Consider the following 19098-nt stretch of genomic DNA (forward strand, 5'->3'; position numbering starts at 1 on the left):
CCCCGAAGGAGTATTTTTACGTTACTGGCCAACAAAGAGATTAGTCTTTGCTGTTACCGAAACCTGCGTTAAGCAATTCAGCCAGGTTGGCAGTTGCTTCATCCGCGCTAACCTGCGGAACAACAGGGGTTTCGCCCTGAGCTTTACGACGCATGCGATCCTGATGATAAGCGTAACCGGTACCGGCTGGAATCAGACGACCAACGATTACGTTCTCTTTCAGGCCACGCAGTTCATCACGTTTACCGGCAACGGCCGCTTCGGTAAGAACACGCGTAGTTTCCTGGAACGATGCTGCAGAGATGAAGGACTCGGTCGCCAAGGATGCCTTGGTGATACCCAGCAGGTCACGAGTGAACGTGGCCTCGATTTTGCCTTCAGCTGCCAACTTACGGTTAGCGATTTTAACGCGAGACATTTCTGCCTGCTCGCCTTCCAGGAAGTCGGTGCCACCTGCATCAACGATGGTGCCTTTACGCAGCATCTGACGAACGATAACTTCGATGTGTTTATCGTTAATCTTAACGCCTTGCAGACGGTAAACTTCCTGCACTTCGTTGGTGATGTAACGGGTCACGGCGTGAACGCCACGCAGACGCAGAATGTCGTGTGGAGATTCTGGGCCGTCGGAAACCACGTCACCGCGTTCTACAACTTCACCTTCGAACACGTTGAGCTGACGCCACTTAGGAATCATCTCTTCGTATGCATCGCTACCATCCAACGGTGAAATCACCAGACGACGCTTGCCTTTGGTCTCTTTACCGAACGAGATGATCCCGCTGATTTCAGCCAGGATTGCAGGCTCTTTCGGACGACGTGCTTCGAACAAGTCAGCAACACGTGGCAGACCACCGGTAATATCCTTGGTACCGCTGGATTCCTGCGGAATACGCGCCAAAGTATCACCAGCACCGATCTGAATACCGTCTTCCAGCTGAACAATCGCTTTACCTGGCAGGAAGTATTGAGCAGGCATATCAGTACCTGGGATCAATACATCGTCGCCTTTAGCGTCAACGATTTTCAGTGCTGGACGCAGGTCTTTACCGCTACCGGTACGCTCTGCGGAGTCCAGAACGACCAGAGAAGACAAACCGGTCAGTTCGTCGGTCTGGCGGGTAATGGTCTGGCCGTCAATCATATCCGCGAAGCGAATGAAACCGCTCACTTCGGTCACAACTGGCATGATGTGCGGATCCCAGTTGGCAACGGTCTCCCCGCCCTGGACTTCTGCGCCATCGCCTTTGCCCATTACGGCACCGTAAGGCACTTTGTAGCTTTCTTTAGTACGACCGAATTCGTCGATCAGCTTCAGCTCGGTATTACGAGAAGTAATAACCAGCTTACCTGCTGCATTCATAACGAACTTGGCGTTGCTCAGTTTCAGCGTACCTTTGTTCTTAACCTGAATGCTGGATTCTGCTGCCGCACGAGATGCCGCACCACCGATGTGGAACGTACGCATCGTAAGCTGGGTACCCGGCTCACCGATGGACTGTGCTGCAATAACACCCACTGCTTCACCTTTGTTGATGATGTGGCCACGCGCCAGGTCACGACCATAGCAGTTTGCACACACACCGAAATCGGTTTCACAGCTTACAACTGAACGAACTTTAACGCTGTCGACGGAGTTTTCTTCTAACAGATCACACCATTTTTCGTCCAACAGGGTGTTACGCGGAACCAGAATATCAGCCGTACCCGGCTTCAAGACTTCTTCTGCAGTCACACGGCCTAGAACGCGATCGCGCAGTGGCTCTTTAACATCACCACCTTCGATAACCGGAGTCATCACGATACCGTTATGGGTACCACAATCGTCTTCGGTTACAACCAGATCCTGTGCCACGTCAACTAAACGACGGGTCAGGTAACCGGAGTTCGCAGTTTTCAATGCGGTATCCGCCAAACCTTTACGCGCACCGTGGGTTGAGATGAAGTACTGAAGTACGTTCAAACCTTCACGGAAGTTCGCGGTGATTGGCGTTTCAATGATCGAACCATCTGGCTTAGCCATCAGGCCACGCATACCGGCCAGCTGACGAATCTGTGCTGCGGAACCACGCGCACCGGAGTCGGCCATCATAAAGATGCTGTTGAAGGAAACTTGTTGCTCCACTTCACCTTTACTGTTGATGACGTCTTCCACGGACAAGTTGTCCATCATAGCCTTGGCAACACGTTCGTTGGCTGCGGCCCAGATATCGATCACTTTGTTATAACGTTCGCCCGCGGTTACCAGACCAGATTGGAACTGCTCCTGAATCTCGGCAACTTCGGTTTCAGCTTCTTCGATGATCCCAGCTTTCGCTTCAGGGATAACCATGTCATCGATACCTACAGAGGCGCCTGAACGCGCTGCGTAAGCAAAACCGGTGTACATGATCTGGTCAGCAAAGATAACCGTTGGCTTCAAGCCTAGGATGCGGTAACAGGTGTTCAGCATCTTGGAGATAGCTTTTTTGCCCAGCGGCTGGTTAACGATAGAGTAAGGCAGGCCTTTCGGGACAATCATCCACAAAATGGCACGACCGATAGTCGTATCGATGATGCTGGTTTGCGAAACGGTTTCACCTTCCGCAGTACGGATTTCTTCAGAAATACGCACTTTAACTCGGGCGTGCAGAGACGCCAGGCCAGCGCGATAAACACGCTCAGCTTCTTTCGAGCCATTCAGCACCATGCCTTCGCCTTTGGCGTTAACACAGTCACGGGTCATGTAGTACAGACCCAATACAACGTCCTGAGAAGGAACGATGATTGGCTCGCCGTTCGCAGGTGACAGGATGTTGTTGGTAGACATCATCAACGCACGCGCTTCCAGCTGAGCTTCCAGCGTCAAGGGTACGTGAACTGCCATCTGGTCACCATCGAAGTCGGCGTTATAAGCCGCACAAACCAGCGGATGCAGCTGAATTGCTTTACCTTCGATCAGAACCGGTTCAAACGCCTGGATACCCAAACGGTGAAGGGTGGGTGCACGGTTCAGCAGCACTGGGTGTTCGCGGATAACTTCATCCAGAATATCCCAAACAACCGCTTCTTCACGCTCAACCATCTTCTTGGCAGCTTTGATGGTGGTAGCAAGACCACGCAGTTCCAGCTTACCGTAGATGAACGGTTTGAACAGCTCGAGTGCCATTTTCTTCGGCAGACCGCACTGATGCAGACGCAGGTATGGACCTACGGTGATAACCGAACGGCCTGAGTAGTCAACACGTTTACCCAGCAAGTTCTGACGGAAACGACCTTGCTTACCTTTGATCATGTCTGCCAAAGATTTCAACGGACGCTTGTTCGAGCCGGTAATTGCACGACCGCGACGGCCGTTATCCAGCAATGCGTCTACTGCTTCTTGCAGCATACGCTTTTCGTTACGCACGATGATGTCAGGAGCAGCCAGATCCAGCAGGCGTTTCAGACGGTTGTTACGGTTGATCACGCGACGATACAAATCGTTCAGATCGGAAGTCGCAAAGCGACCGCCATCCAAAGGAACCAATGGACGCAGATCTGGCGGCAACACAGGCAGCACGGTCAGGATCATCCACTCTGGCTTGTTGCCAGACTGTACGAACGCTTCCAGCAGCTTGATACGCTTGGTCAGCTTCTTACGCTTGGTCTCAGAATTCGTTTCGTTCAGTTCTTCGCGCAGGATTTCGCATTCGGCTTCCAGATCCATGTTTTTCAACAAGGCCTGGATCGCTTCTGCACCCATTTTCGCGTCAAACTCATCACCAAACTCTTCCAACGCGTCCAGATACTGCTCTTCAGTCAGGATCTGACGACGTTCCAGGTTGGTCATGCCGCCTTCGATAACCACATAGGATTCGAAGTACAGAACACGTTCGATGTCACGCAGTGGCATATCCAGCAACAAACCGATGCGCGAAGGCAAGGATTTCAGGAACCAGATGTGTGCAGTCGGAGAAGCCAGCTCGATGTGACCCATACGCTCACGGCGTACTTTGGTCTGAGTCACTTCAACGCCGCATTTCTCACAGATTACACCGCGGTGTTTCAAACGCTTGTATTTACCACACAAGCATTCGTAATCTTTTACTGGGCCAAAGATACGGGCGCAGAAAAGGCCGTCACGTTCTGGTTTGAACGTACGGTAGTTAATGGTTTCCGGCTTTTTAACTTCGCCGAACGACCAGGAACGGATCATGTCTGGCGAGGCCAGAGCAATTTTGATCGCATCAAACTCTTCGGTCTTAGTTTGCGCTTTCAGAAACTTTAATAAGTCTTTCACGGATTGGCTCCTGTCGGAGTTAGACCTGATAGGCGCCCAAACCTAGGTTTGAGCGCCCCTGTGACCAGTGCGTACCACCAGCAGACTCCCGGCTGTGAGAGCCTGCCGTCTGGAGAAGATTTACTCTTCTTCCAGCTCGATATTGATGCCCAGCGAGCGGATTTCTTTCAACAATACGTTGAAGGATTCCGGCATGCCTGGTTCCATACGGTGATCGCCATCCACGATGTTTTTATACATCTTGGTACGGCCGTTTACATCGTCGGACTTGACGGTAAGCATTTCCTGCAAGGTGTACGCGGCGCCATAAGCTTCCAACGCCCACACTTCCATCTCACCGAAGCGCTGACCACCGAACTGAGCTTTACCACCCAGCGGCTGCTGAGTAACCAAGCTGTAAGAACCGGTAGAACGCGCATGCATTTTGTCATCAACCAAGTGGTTCAGTTTCAGCATGTACATGTAGCCGACAGTAACCTGGCGCTCGAACTGCTCACCGGTACGGCCGTCAAACAAGGTAATCTGACCAGAAGTTGGCAGGCCACCCAGCTTTAACAGTTCCTTGATTTCAGTCTCTTTCGCACCATCGAAGACTGGTGTTGCGATTGGCATACCTTTTTTCAGGTTCTCAGCCAGACGCATAACTTCGTCATCGGTAAAGGTGTTCAAATCAACTTTCTGACAAACGTTGTCGCCCAGATCGTATGCTTTCTGGATGAACTCACGCAGTTTGGCAACGTCTTCCTGCTTCTTCAGCATGGCGTTGATCTTCTCGCCGATACCTTTAGCTGCCATCCCCAAGTGGGTTTCCAGAATCTGACCGATGTTCATACGCGAAGGTACGCCCAGCGGGTTCAGAACGATGTCTACCGGCGTACCGTTTTCATCGTAAGGCATATCTTCGATCGGGTTGATCTTGGAGATAACACCTTTGTTACCGTGACGACCTGCCATCTTGTCACCCGGTTGAATCTGACGTTTAACGGCCAGATACACTTTAACGATTTTCAGCACGCCCGGTGCCAGATCATCGCCTTGGGTGATTTTACGACGCTTGGCATCCATCTTCTTCTCGAATTCGGATTTCATTTCGTCGTACTGCTCTGCCAGCTGTTCCAGCTGGTTTTGCTTGTCTTCGTCGGTCAGGCCCAGTTCCAACCAGCGGTCACGTGGCAGTTTGCTCAGCTTGTCAGCTTCGATACCACCAGAAACCAGCACGGCGTGGATACGTGCAAACAGGCCAGCTTCCAGAATCTGCAATTCTTCAGTCAGGTCTTTCTTAGCCTGCTTCAGCTGCATTTCTTCGATTTCCAACGCGCGCTTGTCTTTTTCTACGCCATCGCGAGTAAAGACTTGCACGTCGATAACCGTACCGGAAACGCCGTTTGGTACACGCAGAGAAGAGTCTTTAACATCAGACGCTTTCTCACCGAAGATCGCACGTAACAGCTTCTCTTCTGGAGTCAGCTGGGTTTCACCTTTAGGTGTTACCTTACCAACCAGAATGTCGCCGCCGGTGACTTCAGCACCGATATACACGATACCGGATTCATCCAGTTTGGAGAGCGCAGCTTCACCCACGTTAGGGATGTCGGCAGTGATCTCTTCAGGCCCCAGCTTGGTGTCACGAGACACACATGCCAATTCCTGAATATGGATAGTGGTGAAGCGATCTTCTTGAACCACACGCTCGGAGACCAAGATGGAGTCTTCGAAGTTGTAACCGTTCCAAGGCATGAAGGCTACGCGCATGTTCTGACCCAGCGCCAGCTCACCCAGGTCTGTTGATGGGCCATCTGCCAGCACGTCGCCGCGCTCGATTGGCTCACCGAGATTCACACACGGCATCTGGTTGATACAGGTGTTCTGGTTGGAACGGGTGTACTTAGTCAGGTTATAAATATCAATACCTGCTTCGCCTGGGTACATCTCGTCTTCGTTAACTTTAATGACGATACGGGATGCATCTACGTACTGAACGGTACCGCCACGTTTGGCTACGGAGGTTACCCCGGAGTCAACCGCTACAGCACGTTCCATACCGGTACCAACCAGCGGCTTATCAGCACGCAGAGTAGGAACCGCCTGACGTTGCATGTTCGCACCCATCAAGGCGCGGTTGGCGTCATCGTGTTCTAGGAATGGAATCAGAGAAGCACCAACGGACACCACCTGCTGAGTGGAAACGTCCATATAGTCAACCTGATCGCGGCTAAACAGGCTGGATTCGCCTTTGCTACGACAAGTGACTAAGTCTTCGATGAAGCGGCCGTCTTCGTCCAGGTTGGAGTTCGCCTGAGCGATAACGAAGTTGCCTTCTTCAATAGCAGACAGATAGTTGATTTCATCAGTCACCACACCGTCACGCACGCGACGATACGGAGTTTCCAGGAAACCATACTCATTGGTCTGTGCGTACACGGACAAGGAGTTGATCAGACCGATGTTTGGACCTTCTGGCGTTTCGATTGGACATACACGACCGTAGTGAGTCGGATGAACGTCTCGAACTTCAAAGCCAGCACGCTCACGGGTCAAACCGCCCGGGCCCAATGCAGAAATACGACGCTTATGCGTGATTTCAGACAACGGGTTGTTCTGGTCCATAAATTGGGACAGCTGGCTGGAACCGAAGAACTCTTTCACCGCCGCCGAAATAGGCTTGGCGTTGATCATGTCCTGAGGCATCAGCGTGTCGAGGTCGCCAAGAGACAAACGCTCTTTAACAGCACGCTCAACGCGAACCAGACCTACACGGAACTGGTTTTCAGCCATTTCACCAACGGAACGAATACGACGGTTGCCTAAGTGGTCGATATCATCCACTTCGCCTTTACCGTTACGGATATCGATGAGCTTCTTCATCACTTCAGTGATGTCTTCTTTGCTCAGGATACCGGAACCTTCGATCTCGTCACGCAGCAGTGAACGGTTGAACTTCATCCGGCCAACCGCAGACAGATCGTAGCGGTCTTCAGAGAAGAACAGGTTCTCAAACAGATTTTCAGCTGCTTCGCGAGTTGGTGGCTCACCAGGACGCATCATGCGATAGATCTCAACCAGAGCGCTTAAGCGATCGCTGGTTGGGTCAACGCGCAGGGTCTCGGAGATATAAGCACCGTGATCCAGGTCATTGGTGAACAGAGTTTCAATGCGTTTGTGACCAGCCTGGCTCAGTTTCGCCAGCAGATCCAGTGACAGCTCCATGTTGGCTGCACAGATCAGTTCGCCAGTGTTCTCATCGATATAGTCTTTAGCGACCACTTTACCGGCAATGTATTCAACCGGAACTTCGATGCGATCCACACCGTCTTTTTCAAGCTGACGGATATGACGAGCGGTAATACGGCGAGCTTTCTCGACATAAACCTTGCCATTAGCTTCGATGTCAAAGGAAGCTGTTTCACCGCGCAGACGCTCTGGAACCAGCTCCATCTGCAGCTTGTTATCACGAATTTCGAACACAACTTTATCAAAGAACAGGTCAAGGATCTGTTCAGTGGTAAAGTTCAATGCACGCAGAATGATGGTCGCAGGTAATTTACGGCGACGGTCAATACGCACAAAGAGGTTATCTTTCGGGTCAAACTCGAAATCTAACCATGAACCGCGATAAGGGATAATACGTGCGTTATACAGCACTTTACCCGATGAATGGGTTTTACCCTTATCACTGTCAAAGAATACACCAGGACTACGGTGAAGCTGAGATACGATAACCCTCTCAGTACCGTTAATCACAAAGGTACCATTCTCGGTCATGAGTGGAATTTCACCCATGTAGACTTCTTGTTCCTTGATGTCTTTAACCGTACCTTCAGGAGCTTCCCGCTCATAGATAACCAGACGCAGCTTAACGCGCAGCGGTGCTGAATACGTCACGCCACGGATCTGGCACTCTTTGACGTCAAACACTGGCTCACCAAGACGGTAGCTAACGTATTGCAGCTCCGAATTGCCACTGTAGCTCTGGATTGGAAAAACAGAACGGAATGCCGCTTCTAGGCCGTGCTGTCCTTCTGGATCTTGCTCGATAAATTTCTGGAACGAGTCAAGTTGGATAGAAAGGAGATAAGGTATGTCCAAAACTTGTGGACGTTTACCAAAATCCTTACGAATACGTTTTTTCTCGGTATAGGAGTAAACCATAGGGTTCCTCAGCTCGCTGATCAGTGACCCACTCTGTCCGTCCTAAAGGACAGTTCATTCAACACTATTTTCTCGATCGGAAAGTCGAAACACTTTCCGTAATACCTCGTTCTATCACTCTTAAACCATTTCATCGCGTTACCTTGACTACCGAGCTACCCGAGTGGGTCGTAGCTGAGAACGCAGTATATTAAGTCGTCGATAGAAAGAAATATTGGGGTTAGTCAGTATCTAAACAGTGTGAAACTCCACTGACGCCCTACAGCGCAAAAAGGCTGGTGACTAAAAGTCACCAGCCATCAGCCTATAACTTAGGCTGCACAGTTGAAATTAAATTTATTTAATTTCAACTTCTGCACCAGCTTCTTCCAGTGCTTTTTTCAGTGCTTCAGCGTCGTCTTTGCTCACGCCTTCTTTCAGAGCAGCTGGCGCTGACTCAGTCAGATCTTTAGCTTCTTTCAAGCCCAGGCCAGTTGCGCCACGTACAGCTTTGATTACCGCAACTTTGTTAGCGCCGATTGCTTTCAAGATAACGTCGAATTCAGTTTTCTCTTCTACAACTTCAGCAGCAGCAGCAGGACCTGCAGCAACAGCAGCAGCTGAAACGCCGAATTTCTCTTCCATAGCGGAGATCAGTTCAACGATTTCCATTACAGACAGAGCTGCAACGCCTTCCAGAATTTGGTCTTTAGTGATAGTTGACATAACAAGTGTTCCTAAAATACAGAAATAGTTTATACGTTAAAAAGCAGTGTCGGAAAAAACAGAGGGCGATTAAGCCGCTTCAGCTTCTTTCTGATCACGCAGCGCAGCCAAAGTGCGAACCAATTTGCCAGCAGCGGCTTCTTTCATGGTTCCCATCAGACGTGCGATTGCTTCTTCGTAGGTCGGCAGAGTTGCCAGGCGGTCGATTTGAGCCGCAGGGATTAACTCGCCTTCAAAGGCTGCTGCTTTAACCTCGAATTTTGCATTCGCTTTCGCGAAATCTTTGAACAAACGAGCAGCTGCGCCCGGGTGTTCACTAGAAAATGCAATCAAGGTTGGACCAACAAACGTGTCTTTCAGGCACTCGAATGGAGTACCTTCAACTGCGCGTGACAGCAAGGTGTTACGAACAACTTGCATGTGAACGCCAGCTTCACGACCTGCTTTACGCAGTTCAGTCATTTTATCAACGGTTACGCCACGGGAATCCGCAACAACCGCAGACAGCGCACCTTTGGCTACTTCTTTAACTTCAGCAACAATCGCTTGTTTGCCTTGAAGATTTAGTGCCATTAGTTCTTGCTCCTGGATTAACCGGAGAATAATTCCCCGGAACTCACATCACCCAATTACGACAACAATGTCATTAACGGGCGTTGAAACACGGTGAGCAGAATCCAGCAAAGACAATTCTTTAATTAAAAAGAAAAAATTTCTTTAGGCTCTGTCACCGTCTACGCAGGAAATTAAGTCCTTTGCAGAACACCTGCGGTCTTGGACGGAGGCTTGGATAGGCCAAGCTCCAACCGAAAAATTCTGTTGTTCACATGGTACGGTTAAACCGTAGTCAATAGAACCATGGGCGTAAGATTCTAGACAAACCTAACGCCCACGTAAAGCGATAAAAGCAAATAGTGATTAGTTCACTACTGCAGTCAGGCCGCTTTGATCAATAGCAACGCCGGCGCCCATGGTGGTGGACAGGCTGATTTTCTTGATGTAAACGCCTTTCGCTGTAGCAGGCTTAGCCTTCTTCAGCGCAACTACCAGGGATTCCAAGTTTTCTTTCAGCTTGTCAGCGTCAAAGTCAACTTTACCGATGGTAGTGTGGATAATACCGTTTTTGTCGTTGCGATAACGAACCTGACCTGCTTTAGCATTCTTAACTGCTTCAGCAACGTTAGGAGTAACGGTACCCACTTTCGGGTTTGGCATCAGGCCACGTGGGCCCAAGATTTGGCCCAATTGACCAACAACGCGCATTGCATCTGGAGATGCGATTACGACGTCGAAGTTCATTTCGCCTTTCTTGATTTGATCAGCCAGGTCGTCCATACCTACCAGCTCAGCACCAGCTTCTTTTGCTGCTTCGGCGTTGGCGCCTTGAGCAAATACAGCGACGCGAACAGAACGGCCGGTACCGTGTGGCAATACAGTTGCGCCACGGACGTTTTGATCAGATTTACGAGCGTCGATACCGAGGTTAACGGCAACGTCAACGCTTTCTACGAATTTAGCAGTAGCCAGCTCTTTCAGCAGGGCAACAGCTTCGTTGATATCGTATTGCTTAGTCACATCAACTTTGTCACGGATCACGCGCATGCGCTTGGTCAGCTTAGCCATTTATTAACCCTCCACTACCAGGCCCATGGAACGAGCAGTACCTTCGATAGAACGCATCATAGCGTCTACGTCAGCACCAGTCATATCCGCAGCTTTGGTTTCTGCGATTTCACGGACCTGAGCAACGGTCACTTTACCTACTTTGTCTTTGTTCGGCTTGCCGGAACCAGACTTAATACCTGCCGCTTTTTTCAGCAGAACTGCTGCTGGCGGGGTTTTAGTAACGAAAGTGAAAGAGCGATCAGAATAAACAGTAATAACAACAGGGATCGGCAGGCCTTTCTCAATGCTTTCAGTCTTAGCATTGAACGCTTTACAGAATTCCATGATGTTAACACCCTGCTGACCCAGTGCTGGGCCAACCGGAGGACTTGGGTTCGCCATACCAGCTGCTACTTGCAGCTTGACATAGGCTTGTACTTTCTTAGCCATTTACGATTTCCTCGATTTGGGTAGTATCGCCTCGTTGTGAGGCTCCCCGTGTTTTGCCTCGCAAAGTCGGAAGACTGAGCCAGACATCTAAAAACAAAAGGCGCGAAATTATAGTGTAATTTCACGCCTGATACAAGACTCAAAGTTCAACCGGTGGTGAAAATTGAATCAGCCTTTCTCGACCTGGCTGAAGTCCAGCTCGACCGGTGTTGCACGGCCAAAGATGGAAACAGACACTTTCAAGCGGCTCTTTTCGTAGTCCACTTCTTCAACAACGCCGTTGAAGTCTGCGAACGGACCATCGCTAACGCGGACCAGTTCACCTGGTTCGAACAGTGTTTTAGGACGTGGTTTATCACCCACTTGTTGAAGACGATTCATTATCGCATCAACTTCTTTATCACTGATCGGCGCAGGGCGATCGGAAGTACCACCGATAAAGCCCATCACACGCGGTACGCTACGCACTAAGTGCCAGCTTGCGTCATTCATGACCATCTGGACCAGAACGTAGCCTGGGAAGAACTTGCGTTCACTCTTACGACGCAGGCCGCCACGAATTTCCACGACTTCTTCCGTCGGAACCATGACTTCGCCGAATAGCTCTTCCATGCCCTGTAATTTGATATGCTCACGCAGCGATTGAGCTACGCGGCCTTCAAAACCGGAAAACGCCTGAACGACGTACCAACGCTTTTTTGGTGCTTCAGACATCTTAGAACCTCAGGCCAGTAATAAACGATACTAAGCGAACCAGGATACCATCCAGTCCCCACAAAATCAGTGACATCACGGCAGTAACCGCGGCAACGATTAACGTGGTGTGTAGCGTTTCCTGGCGAGTAGGCCAAATCACTTTACGCACTTCCGTGCGTGCTTCGCGAGCAAACGCTACTGTGGCTTTGCCTTTAACCGTCATCAGCGCAACAGCACCGGCAACAGCGATAATTACAACAACTGCCAGCGCGCGCAGTGGAAGACTGAAATCTCGGTAATAATAATTGCCAACAATTGCCGCAACCAATAAGACGGCAACAACTAGCCATTTAACCGCTTCCAGGCCGCGCCCGCTCCCTTGAGCCTCGGTATTCGCACTCATAAACCAACCTGTCACTATGATTCAGAACAAACAACTTTGCCTCGCGTAGCGAAGCAAACCAAACCGAAAGATGCTCTAGATTTCCGGCACCATTCAGCACTATCCGCCGTACTGACAGAGCCCATCTCACCAATAATTATGAGTCTAAAACCACTGATGAGATAGGTTCTGGTGTCACAACGTAGAAAAAGGGCATCAAATGATGCCCTTTTACCGCATGTCGCGTCAAATCTTATTCAATAACTTTAGCGACAACGCCAGCACCTACAGTACGACCACCTTCACGGATTGCGAAACGCAGGCCGTCGTCCATAGCGATTGGCGCAATCAGGTTTACAATCATTTGAATGTTATCACCTGGCATTACCATTTCCACGCCTTCTGGCAGTTCAATGGTACCGGTCACGTCAGTAGTACGGAAGTAGAACTGAGGACGGTAACCTTTGAAGAATGGCGTATGACGCCCACCTTCATCTTTGCTCAGAATATAAACTTCTGATTCAAACTTGGTGTGTGGCTTGATAGAACCTGGCTTAGCCAGAACCTGCCCACGCTGTACGTCATCACGTTTAGTACCACGCAGCAGAACGCCAACGTTTTCACCGGCACGGCCTTCGTCCAGCAGCTTGCGGAACATTTCAACGCCGGTGCACGTGGTTTTGATGGTATCGATGATACCAACGATCTCAACTTCTTCACCCACTCTGACGATACCGCGCTCAACACGACCGGTAACAACGGTACCACGGCCAGAAATAGAGAACACATCTTCAATTGGCAGCAGGAACGGCTTATCAATTGCACGCTCAGGCTGTGGAATGTAGCTGTCCAGTGCTTCAGCCAGTTCAATAATTTTGGCTTCCCACTCTGGTTCGCCTTCCAACGCTCTCAGCGCGGAACCACGAATAACCGGAGTGTCATCGCCTGGGAAATCGTATTGAGACAGAAGCTCACGCACTTCCATCTCAACCAATTCCAGCAATTCTTCATCATCAACCATGTCACATTTGTTCAGGAAGACGAGAATGTAAGGAACGCCCACCTGACGACCCAGCAGGATGTGCTCGCGAGTTTGTGGCATTGGGCCATCGGTCGCAGCAACAACCAGAATCGCACCGTCCATCTGAGCAGCACCGGTGATCATGTTTTTCACATAGTCAGCATGGCCTGGGCAATCAACGTGCGCATAATGGCGAGACGGGGTGTCATATTCAACGTGCGAAGTATTGATGGTGATGCCACGCGCCTTTTCTTCTGGCGCGTTATCGATCTGGTCAAACGCACGGGCATTACCACCGTAAGTTTTGGCCAGTACGCTGGTGATTGCAGCAGTCAGGGTAGTTTTACCGTGGTCAACGTGGCCGATAGTACCCACGTTTACGTGCGGTTTTGTACGTTCAAACTTTTCTTTAGACATCGATTGTCCCTCTAAGACACGGAATCGGTGGTTTCACCACATCAACCAAGCAAAATGCTTGCTGAATCCATAGCGCAGAAAGAAGATCAAGGGAGCGAGAGAAAGAAGAAGTGGTGCTGATAGGCAGATTCGAACTGCCGACCTCACCCTTACCAAGGGTGCGCTCTACCAACTGAGCTATATCAGCACATCTTGGAGCGGGCAGCGGGAATCGAACCCGCATCATCAGCTTGGAAGGCTGAGGTAATAGCCATTATACGATGCCCGCATCCTGGAACTCGGCTACCTGACTTATCTGCAGAATCTAAAAGGAAGGGCGTGGCCTCTTCACTCTTGGAAGGTTTTCACCTTCCCTTTACTTGCCAGGCAGGTTTTCATTTTCCTGAATCACCTTGGCACATAAAGTTGAATATGGTGGTGGAATAAGGATTATTCATCACTTCGTTCCTCACCCTTCGGGCCGCCGCTTTGCGTTGTTGTCTTGCTTCGCTCGGCTCGAACTTTGTCGAAGGTTTTCACCTTCCCCTCAAGCGCTTATCTCGATTCATTACTTCGAATCACCTAAGGCTCAAGGTTAAATATGGTGGTGGGGGAAGGATTCGAACCTTCGAAGTCGATGACGGCAGATTTACAGTCTGCTCCCTTTGGCCGCTCGGGAACCCCACCTAATTGTAAGTACTTGAATGGTGCCGGCACCAAGAGTCGAACTCGGGACCTACTGATTACAAGTCAGTTGCTCTACCAACTGAGCTATGCCGGCATCAAGTGCAGCGCATTCTAGGTAGACCAGACTTGCGATGCAACAAAAAAATCGCTTAATTCGCTCTATCGCTCATAAAATAAACAGATTTGCGCGCTGTGACGTATTATCCAGCAATGTACGTTCAAATATTATTCGTAACGGCTTAACTTGTCACCCTTGAATTGCCGATTTTAAAAACAGATCACAACGGACCATTCGCACCAATTTGTGTCACGCAGCCTCATTCAAGTGCATACAAAGTATCAGATTAAAATAAATACCCATAAGCCGCGGTAAGTTCGCATTGGCGTAATTCTTGCTTTCTCAGCATCAATACATTGGTTTTTTCTGTTTATCGTCCAATGCTTACTTACCAATGAGGTATACCCAATGAAAATCGTTTTGTTAAACGCAGCGACTCTACCTATTTATCGCAATGAATTGGCGCTTCTATTGATTGATGCGGTCACCCATGGCGCATCTATTGGTTATAGCTCTCAACATTTACCAGCTGAAGAAGCAGAACAGTATTTTCATAGCTTGCGTCCTGCCATTGCCACCAGAGAGTTAATGCTGTGGATTGCCCGTGATGAATCAGGCGTTATTGGCACTGTCCAACTAAGTTTATGCCAGAAGGACAACGGTCTTAATCGAGCAGAAGTGCAGAAGCTTTTGGTACACAGTCGCTGCCGGCGAGTGGGCATTGGACAAAAATTGATGCATGAGGTTGAAGAAACGGCATACCAACTTCACCGCGGTTTGCTTTATCTAGATACGCAAACAGGTTCATCTGCTGAATCATTTTATAAAGCGCAGGGATACCGTTGCATAGGTGAAATCCCTGACTATGCCTGTACACCAAGCGGTAGCTACCACCCAACGTCGATTTATTACAAGCGGCTATTTGCGGCAAATCAGTCATATAGTTCAATTGTCGGCCAAATTGCGCATCCCAGTGGGGTGAAAAATATCCACGGTGCCATAAACAGTCTTAATTGATCGGAATACCAACATACGTCAAAGAAATCGCTCGCCACGAACAAAAAACTCTACGCCAAAAACCAAGCTGCCTATAATATGCAGCTTGTTTCTTATCTGGAGTTGGCGTCCAGCGCCTTTCCCAACCTGCGTTTACAGGCAGAATTTGGCTTATGACAAAAAGAGAGCAATCTTTAGCGACGCCTTACCTACAGTTCGATCGCACACAGTGGGCGGCCCTACGCGACTCAGTGCCTTTGACGCTGACAGAAGAAGAAATCGTTAATCTTAAAGGGATAAACGAAGACCTCTCATTGGAAGAAGTGGCACAGATCTACCTACCCTTGTCCCGTCTCCTCAATTTCTATATCAGTTCTAATTTGCGTCGTCAGGCGGTATTAGAGCAGTTTTTAGGAACCGATGGGCAACGTATTCCTTATATTATTGGTATCGCAGGTAGCGTTGCCGTCGGCAAAAGCACAACGGCGCGTCTGTTGCAGGCATTGCTAAGCCGTTGGCCAGAGCATCGCAGCGTTGAACTGATCACCACTGATGGTTTCCTTCACCCAAATAAAGTATTAAATGAACGCGGGTTAATGAAGAAGAAAGGTTTCCCGCAATCTTATGATATGCATAATTTGGTGAAATTCGTTTCCGAGGTTAAGTCTGGAGCCAGCGAGGTTACAGCTCCCGTCTATTCTCATCTGATTTATGATGTTGTCCCTGATGGAAATAAAACTATTAAGCAACCTGACATTCTTATTTTAGAAGGTCTGAATGTGTTGCAGAGCGGCATGGATTATCCACACGATCCTCATCATGTATTTGTTTCTGACTTCGTCGATTTCTCAATATATGTCGATGCGCCAGAGGAATTACTGCAAAACTGGTATATAAACCGTTTTCTTAAATTCCGACAAGGTGCATTCTCTAACCCTAATTCTTATTTCCATAACTATGCACAGTTGCCTGAAACCGAGGCTATCAAGATTGCCACTCAGCTTTGGAAAGAGATTAACGGACTGAATTTAAAGCAAAATATACTACCAACGCGTGAGCGCGCCAGTTTAATAATGACTAAAAGCGCTAACCACGCAGTAGAAAGCGTCCGGTTGAGAAAATAAATTTAATAGGGAGGCTAAGTCTCCCTATTTATTATGGATTAACTCCGCGAAGAGATATTTCTCCACCGATGTAAGGCTTCACATCACCGTCTTGTTCCAGCAATAAACCGCCTTGCTGATCTATTCCTCTGGCAATGCCGAATATCTCTTGGTTACCGATAATCAATTTAACTGGCCGGTCTAAATAATTATCCAACTCTCGCCAACGAGAAATAAATGCCCCTAAACCTTCATTTTCGAACTTAATAACCGCGCGACGTAATTCACTCAATAACTCAGCGGTGAGTTTATTGCGATCGATAGAAACGCCGGCCTCTTGTAAATTAATCCAATCCTGGCTAATAACGTTATTCGATGATTCTCGCATCGATAAATTAATTCCGGCGCCAATAACTAACTGGGCAGCGTCCCCGGTTTTTCCTGTTAACTCAACTAATATACCGGCTAATTTTTTATCGTTTAAGTATAAGTCGTTGGGCCATTTGACCTTCACATCCGCCGCACCTAGCTTTCTCAATACTTCGGCCATCACAATGCCGACTACCAGACTTAACCCCATTGCGGCAGCGGGTCCCTGCTCTAGGCGCCAAAACATGGAGAGATAAAGGTTAGCCCCAAATGGTGAAACCCAATGACGCCCACGTCGCCCTCTTCCGGCCTGCTGATATTCGGCCACACAGGCATCGCCTGACTGGAGTTCATTAATTCGATCAAGAAGATATTGGTTTGTCGAATCAACGACCGGCAAAACACTGACTTTCCCTTCGGGTAAATAAGTGGCTATCGCATCTGCATTCAGCAACTGAATAGGTTCAGGCAGGCTGTAACCTTTCCCCGGAACGGTAAATACATCCAAACCCCATTCGCGAATGGTCTGAACATGTTTATTAATTGCGGCGCGGCTCATGCCCAGAGTTTCCCCCAGTTGCTCACCCGAATGGAATGCGCCATCAGCTAACATGCCAATCAGTCTTAAAGGAACGGTAGTATCTTTCACGACAAGCTCTCCACGGCATTAACTTCGCCCGAAGCCGCAATAAAACGCACTTCAGGTTCGAGCCAAACGGCAAATTTAAGCGCAACCTGTTGGCGTACATGGCTGGCGAGATCGACGATATCCTGGCTTGATGCATCATCCAGGTTAATAAGAACCAGAGCTTGCTGCTGATGCACCGCAGCGCCGCCAATTCGGTGTCCTTTCAATGAACATTGGTCAATCAACCAACCGGCAGCAAGTTTTACCGAGTTATCAGCCTGAGGATAATGTGGAGCAGTAGGATAGGTTCGGAGTATTTCCGCGGCCTTTTCTGCGCTGACTATAGGATTTTTGAAGAAACTACCTGCATTACCCGTCACATTAGGATCTGGCAGTTTACTCCGCCGCATTGCGCATACCGAGTCAAAAATCTCACGAGCAGTGACCGTCGACGGATTTAAACGAGTTAAATCACCGTAACCTAGGGTAGGCTTCCAGTCCTTATTCAGCTTGATGCCGACAGCAACAATGGCAAAGCCTTCACCATAGCGATGCTTGAAAATGCTATCTCTATAGCCAAAAGCACAGTCTTCAGCCAAAAGGCGTCGAACTTCGCCAGTATTCAAATCGAGCAAATCGACGTATTCACAGACTTTTTGTAGCTCGACACCGTAAGCACCAATATTTTGAATCGGTGCGGAGCCAACGCATCCCGGAATTAACGCCAGATTTTCTAACCCTGCCATTTGCTGCTGTAATGAATAGCACACAAGTTGATGCCAGTTTTCACCCGCGCCAACGTGCAGATACCATGCGGTATCATCTTCTCTACACTGAATGCCCTTAATCCTATTTAACAGTACCGTACCGGAGAAGTCTTCAATAAACAGTACGTTACTTCCTTTCCCTAATAGCAACACTGGCTGATTTGACGCTTTAGCTTCATTCCAGGCAGCAGTTAGCGCAGAAACAGACTCTACGCTCACCACCTGGGTTGCATATGCGGAAAGAGCAAAGGTATTAAGGTTTTTCAGGGGCGCGGCAGGGGTCAACATAGCTTGTAATACTCACTCTAACTAAACTGTATCTAGTCTAACCGATCGGAATACTCAGGTTGTAACTTGTTTACATCAGAGGGTGAAAAATATATTTATTTAATTAATAGCCTAATAGATAGAGCTGAAAAATGGATGCTTTTCGCCCAATTTGAGTTCTGCGATCTGGTAGCTTTGCTGATTTTACATCCGAAAATACCCATTAATGAGGATGAGTTTCCGATAAAACCGACCTGGTTCGTTGGTTACATGGCTTTTTAATAAAATATAAGCCCGGTGAGTGACTGTATCTGCCTGAAAATGCTGCGAATTTACTGCCTGAAAACGTCAACGGCGGCGCAATTTACCGGATAAGCCGCCCCTTATGGAATGAAAATCGCCATATACGCCTTCAACGCCCGACATTCCCGGGGGTTCCCATGCCCTTAAACGCAAAAAGCCCCCCGCAATCGCAGGAGGCTCGGTTCGAGGGCGGCAATGACTTTTATCCGCCTCGCGTCTGTCTTTTTTCCATAGCAAAAACCCCACGCTTTTGGC

At 49.0% G+C, this 19098-nt stretch carries 13 protein-coding genes, 4 tRNA genes and 1 other RNA gene; 2 read left to right on the forward strand and 16 right to left on the reverse strand.

Features of this window, described 5'->3' with window-relative positions; all coding sequences use genetic code 11:
- Positions 1 to 40 precede the first annotated feature (40 nt).
- The 14 genes from rpoC to PL78_RS06970 all read right to left on the reverse strand — a co-directional run bounded on the left by rpoC (position 41) and on the right by PL78_RS06970 (position 14446).
- Positions 41 to 4261 (reverse strand): DNA-directed RNA polymerase subunit beta', encoded by a 4221-nt coding sequence (rpoC, locus tag PL78_RS06905; protein WP_064514250.1) that lies wholly within the window; start codon positions 4259 to 4261, stop codon positions 41 to 43.
- 120 nt (positions 4262 to 4381) lie between these two features.
- A complete protein-coding gene (gene rpoB, locus PL78_RS06910; RefSeq protein ID WP_064514252.1) occupies positions 4382 to 8410 on the reverse strand; it encodes a DNA-directed RNA polymerase subunit beta in 4029 nt (1342 codons plus the stop codon).
- Positions 8411 to 8746: 336 nt separating this feature from the next.
- Positions 8747 to 9115, reverse strand: coding sequence for a 50S ribosomal protein L7/L12 (rplL, locus tag PL78_RS06915; RefSeq protein WP_064514254.1), 369 nt, complete (start codon positions 9113 to 9115; stop codon positions 8747 to 8749).
- Between the two features lie 69 nt (positions 9116 to 9184).
- On the reverse strand, positions 9185 to 9688 hold the full coding sequence (rplJ, locus tag PL78_RS06920; RefSeq protein ID WP_049602154.1) for a 50S ribosomal protein L10: 504 nt from the start codon (positions 9686 to 9688) through the stop codon (positions 9185 to 9187).
- 345 nt (positions 9689 to 10033) lie between these two features.
- Positions 10034 to 10738, reverse strand: a complete 705-nt coding sequence (gene rplA / locus PL78_RS06925) for a 50S ribosomal protein L1 (RefSeq protein WP_049602152.1) — start codon at positions 10736 to 10738, stop codon at positions 10034 to 10036.
- Between the two features lie 3 nt (positions 10739 to 10741).
- On the reverse strand, positions 10742 to 11170 hold the full coding sequence (rplK, locus tag PL78_RS06930; protein ID WP_004722257.1) for a 50S ribosomal protein L11: 429 nt from the start codon (positions 11168 to 11170) through the stop codon (positions 10742 to 10744).
- A gap of 168 nt (positions 11171 to 11338) precedes the next feature.
- Positions 11339 to 11884 carry a transcription termination/antitermination protein NusG gene (gene nusG, locus PL78_RS06935; protein ID WP_064514256.1) on the reverse strand — a complete coding sequence of 182 codons (546 nt, stop codon included), beginning with the start codon at positions 11882 to 11884 and terminating at the stop codon, positions 11339 to 11341.
- Between the two features lies 1 nt (position 11885).
- Positions 11886 to 12269 (reverse strand): preprotein translocase subunit SecE, encoded by a 384-nt coding sequence (gene secE, locus PL78_RS06940; protein WP_049602148.1) that lies wholly within the window; start codon positions 12267 to 12269, stop codon positions 11886 to 11888.
- Between the two features lie 232 nt (positions 12270 to 12501).
- Positions 12502 to 13686, reverse strand: coding sequence for an elongation factor Tu (tuf, locus tag PL78_RS06945; RefSeq protein WP_064514258.1), 1185 nt, complete (start codon positions 13684 to 13686; stop codon positions 12502 to 12504).
- 111 nt (positions 13687 to 13797) lie between these two features.
- Positions 13798 to 13873, reverse strand: a tRNA-Thr gene (locus PL78_RS06950).
- Between the two features lie 6 nt (positions 13874 to 13879).
- Positions 13880 to 13954, reverse strand: a tRNA-Gly gene (locus tag PL78_RS06955).
- Between the two features lie 144 nt (positions 13955 to 14098).
- Positions 14099 to 14225, reverse strand: a non-coding RNA gene (locus tag PL78_RS06960) — RtT sRNA.
- Positions 14226 to 14267: 42 nt separating this feature from the next.
- Positions 14268 to 14352: transfer RNA gene (locus tag PL78_RS06965), tRNA-Tyr, on the reverse strand.
- Positions 14353 to 14370: 18 nt separating this feature from the next.
- Positions 14371 to 14446 (reverse strand) — tRNA-Thr (locus PL78_RS06970).
- A 372-nt stretch (positions 14447 to 14818) separates the two neighbouring features.
- Between PL78_RS06970 and PL78_RS06975 the strand changes: the two genes are divergently transcribed.
- Together PL78_RS06975 and coaA are read left to right on the forward strand one after the other, a co-directional pair.
- Positions 14819 to 15427 (forward strand): GNAT family N-acetyltransferase, encoded by a 609-nt coding sequence (locus tag PL78_RS06975; protein ID WP_084414302.1) that lies wholly within the window; start codon positions 14819 to 14821, stop codon positions 15425 to 15427.
- Positions 15428 to 15579: 152 nt separating this feature from the next.
- Positions 15580 to 16530, forward strand: a complete 951-nt coding sequence (gene coaA, locus PL78_RS06980) for a type I pantothenate kinase (RefSeq protein WP_064514260.1) — start codon at positions 15580 to 15582, stop codon at positions 16528 to 16530.
- Positions 16531 to 16561: 31 nt separating this feature from the next.
- On the opposite strand, the gene birA is transcribed toward coaA, so the two are convergent.
- Both birA and murB read right to left on the reverse strand, forming a co-directional pair.
- Positions 16562 to 17527, reverse strand: coding sequence for a bifunctional biotin--[acetyl-CoA-carboxylase] ligase/biotin operon repressor BirA (birA, locus tag PL78_RS06985; RefSeq protein ID WP_064514262.1), 966 nt, complete (start codon positions 17525 to 17527; stop codon positions 16562 to 16564).
- Complete coding sequence (murB, locus tag PL78_RS06990; protein WP_064514264.1) at positions 17524 to 18561, reverse strand: UDP-N-acetylmuramate dehydrogenase; 1038 nt, start codon at positions 18559 to 18561, stop codon at positions 17524 to 17526. Before murB ends, birA begins: the two co-directional genes overlap by 4 nt.
- Positions 18562 to 19098: the final 537 nt, after the last annotated feature.

Origin of the sequence: Yersinia entomophaga (genome assembly GCF_001656035.1) — a bacterium.
Taxonomy (GTDB): domain Bacteria; phylum Pseudomonadota; class Gammaproteobacteria; order Enterobacterales; family Enterobacteriaceae; genus Yersinia; species Yersinia entomophaga.